Source organism: Sphingobacterium sp. UBA1498, from assembly GCF_002325125.1.
Taxonomy (GTDB): domain Bacteria; phylum Bacteroidota; class Bacteroidia; order Sphingobacteriales; family Sphingobacteriaceae; genus Sphingobacterium.
In genome coordinates, this window is sequence record NZ_DCRG01000030.1 from 1 (window position 1) to 250 (window position 250).

Sequence of the window (250 nt, forward strand, 5' to 3'; positions counted from 1 at the left end):
TATCTCCCGTGCTTAATTATTTCAATACTGTCGAGGATAGAACGCAGGTAATTGGAGAAAAGAGTTTGCAGATTAACGATAAAATAGATTTTAAGCGTAAGGTGTCACAGATTATTCAGTCTAGCCAGCATGTGAAACTAGTGGATGGAAAATACATTTTATCTGCAAAATTTAAACGCAGCAGCGGCTTTGAGAATTTGTATATGTATGCCTTAAGTAATGGTAAAACGTATAAACAGAACCTGATTAA

1 protein-coding gene is annotated in these 250 nt (G+C 34.8%); it reads left to right on the forward strand.

Going from position 1 to position 250, the window contains the following annotated elements; translation table 11 throughout:
* The coding region (locus B3139_RS16805; RefSeq protein ID WP_293884706.1) for a hypothetical protein at positions 1 to 250 on the forward strand (250 nt) is incomplete at both ends.